Source organism: Candidatus Magnetaquicoccus inordinatus (genome assembly GCF_004217665.1).
In the GTDB taxonomy this organism is placed as follows: Bacteria; Pseudomonadota; Magnetococcia; order Magnetococcales; family Magnetaquicoccaceae; genus Magnetaquicoccus; species Magnetaquicoccus inordinatus.
Genome location: NZ_RXIU01000323.1, coordinates 1 through 2761, shown reverse-complemented (window position 1 = coordinate 2761; position 2761 = coordinate 1). Strand labels below are relative to the sequence as shown.

The 2761-nt window shown below is 50.6% G+C and carries 3 protein-coding genes; all 3 read right to left on the bottom strand.

What is annotated here, in order from left to right; all coding sequences use genetic code 11:
* Nucleotides 1-359, bottom strand: a 359-nt coding sequence (locus EJP87_RS18690; protein WP_227657683.1) for a hypothetical protein, incomplete at its 3' end; no start/stop codon positions are given.
* A gap of 117 nt (nt 360-476) precedes the next feature.
* The gene (locus EJP87_RS15195; protein WP_130472706.1) at nt 477-1277 is read right to left on the bottom strand and encodes an alpha/beta fold hydrolase; all 801 of its coding nucleotides are present in this window, start codon (nt 1275-1277) and stop codon (nt 477-479) included.
* A 196-nt stretch (nt 1278-1473) separates the two neighbouring features.
* Nucleotides 1474-2550 (bottom strand): helix-turn-helix transcriptional regulator, encoded by a 1077-nt coding sequence (locus EJP87_RS15190; protein WP_130472705.1) that lies wholly within the window; start codon nt 2548-2550, stop codon nt 1474-1476.
* Nucleotides 2551-2761 lie beyond the last annotated feature (211 nt).

Here is a 2761-nt window from a genome sequence, read left to right as displayed (position 1 = left end):
GACCCAACTGGCAGAATCACCGCGAAAACGTAAGCGACAAATGGCTGTATCGGGGAAAACATGTTAGCGCATATGGGGCAAAGCCCTTGCATCGAGCGGCGTTTCAGCAGAAGCGAATGCGCAGCATTCGCGCACGCCGCGACAATCTGTGCCCCGCAGGGGCACTCTTTGGGAGGGCGGACGCCCGACATGCACAGTTTCGCTTGTGGCAACAATGCGGCAATTGGCAAATGCGCCTGCCCTGGATTGCTGGCCAGGGCAAGCGCATTTGTAACAACAATGAGGAGATTGGCAAATGCGCCTGCCCTGATTGCTGGCCAGGGCAAGCGCATTTGTAACAACAATGCGGCAATTGGCAAATGCGCCTGCCCTGATTGCTGGCCAGGGCAAGCGCATTTGTAACTTGACTATTGTTCCTGTTATTTGCTGACAACAGACCACCACCTGAGGGCAGGCTTCTGCGCCTACCCGCACCATCATTGTCTCCTGAGCAGCCAATCCAGCAACACTCTATTCACCATCTCCGCCTGTTCCAGAAAAAAGAGATGGTCGCTGTCAGGAATTACCGCCAATTGGGAGTGGGCAATTTTTTTAGCCAACAATTGGGCATTGGCCAAGGGTACCAATAGATCTTGCTCTCCTGCCAAAATCAATACCGGACAGTTGATCTGTTCGAGTGGTTGCCTTTGCCGCAAAAATTTGGCTACGGCATCATACTGAAATAAAATCTGTTGCAGATTTTCTTGATGAATGAGGCGTTGCCGAAACACCTCTGCAAAGAGCTGTGGATAGTGCTCCTGCAGCAGCGGACAGATCTGTGGTGACAAGGCAGCATGGATTCGTGTTTCTGCATCCAGTTGATACAGGCTTGTCACCTGTTCCCGACTCATCAGCGGCAATAGCGGCTGGAACTCCTCTCCCCCGGAACTGGTGCACAGCAAAACCATTCTTTTTACCCGTTCTGGTGCCAGCGCAAAGAGTCGTTGCGCCACAAACCCTCCCATGCTCAAACCGATCACCGTCACCTGTGCCAGCGCCAAATGATCCAGCAAACGCACTGCATCTTTTGCCAAATCATCGAGCAGATAAGGCGCAGTTGCTGGAGCAGCCCTACCCATACCACGATTTTCTGGCAGCAAAAAACGAAAGGATCCTTGTATATCTTGTAACCAGAGCCGAAACAGCCAATTGCTGCTGGCAAATCCAGAAAGGCATAAAACAGCCTCACCGGCATCGCCCATTTGATCCCAAACCGGCAAGAAAGCATCCTGATTCATAGGGTAAGTTTCCAATCGAGTGTTATTCCATAAACATAAACAGATGCGGCAACTGCAGGCTTGCCGTAGCGCTGCGGCTCTGCTGCACCCGGTACCGATATTTTGTACATTGTACTGTTTGTCTTCCCGTGACAATCTGCAGAAGAGTGTTGGGCAACCTTGCACACCCTATCATGCAGCGTTGCTGAGCAGCAGATTATTCACAGGCTCCTTTACGCATCCTCGCCGGCGGAGTGCCAAAATAGCGGGTAAAAGCCAAGGTAAAATTGTTTACATGCTGATACCCCAAGGAAAAGGCAATCTCTTTAATGGGACGGTTGCTGTTTTGTAACAGTTCAAAAGCCCTTTTCATTTTCCAATCGGCAAACCATTCAAAAATGGTTGTACCATGGTGGTGGCGAAACAGTTCATTCAGCTTGCGTGGCGTGGTATCCAACTGCCGAGCCAACTCCTCCACAGTGGGTACTGCATGCGGAAGATGTTGCAAACGGGCACATGCCTCTTCCAGCAGTCGCTGCTCTTTTGTGACAGCATAGGAAGAGAAGCTTGGTACCTCTTCACGTGCCAACAGGCGAAACCATTCGAGCATCAGCTCCATGACTTTGCAGCGTAAAAACAGTCGATACAATGGATCCTGCTTGTTGGCATGCACTATCTCCCAAGCGATGCGCTGCTGGGCAAGGGATAAATCATGTTGCCAGAGCAAAGGTGCATCACCACTCTGCATAAAGATCTCCAGTATGGTGGGTAGCGGTGTATCCTGTACCAGATTGTATAAACCAACTCGTGTAATCAACAAATTGATATGACGCTGCTGTCCAGGACGAAGAATGACTTGCGAGGAGATCTGCGGCTCATGCAGCAGGGCAATACGCTTGCTTTGCAGATGCAAATCCTCCTTTTGCGAAGGTAAATACATGCGATCTTCACCGGAGAGCATCATGCGCCAACAGAGCATCGGTTCTTGCGCTATGGCCAAATCAATGGCTTTTTCTGCAGACAGTTGGGCCAGTCCGGAAATTTCCAGAACCAACACCCCGCTACACACATTATGAATTTGAAAATGTTCGTGTACAATCGGCACATTTTCTGGGGTATTGGCCAGATGGAGTGGAGATTTTGCAATACTCTCTGCTTGCTGTGTCGTGTGCAGATCGTGGAGAGCAATCACCTCTTGCTGGCGTTGGCGTCGACCATGCAACGGTCGCCAGAGATGGGTAGCATGCAAACGACGCATCTGCATCTCTTCTGCTGGTTGACCCGTCTCTCCCATCCCCTCTCTCCTGAAAAAGAGTTACTCTGTTTCTGGTGCGCGAGTGAGCCTGTTTACTGTACCAGTGTAATCCGATGCGACGCAAAATGCCAATGCAGATTGCCTGAGAGTCCAGGGCAATCGCATTTGAAAATCAGAAAATTATTATGGAGGTCCAGGAGGAGATTATCTCCTCCTGGTGGGTGCAGGGCAAAGCCCTGCTGGTAATGTG

Coding starts and splice junctions, on each gene's coding strand:
- EJP87_RS15190 (WP_130472705.1), bottom strand. CDS start 2,550: ATGGGAGAGACGGGTCAACCAGCAGAAGAGATGCAGATGCGTCGTTTG.
- EJP87_RS15195 (WP_130472706.1), bottom strand. CDS start 1,277: ATGAATCAGGATGCTTTCTTGCCGGTTTGGGATCAAATGGGCGATGCC.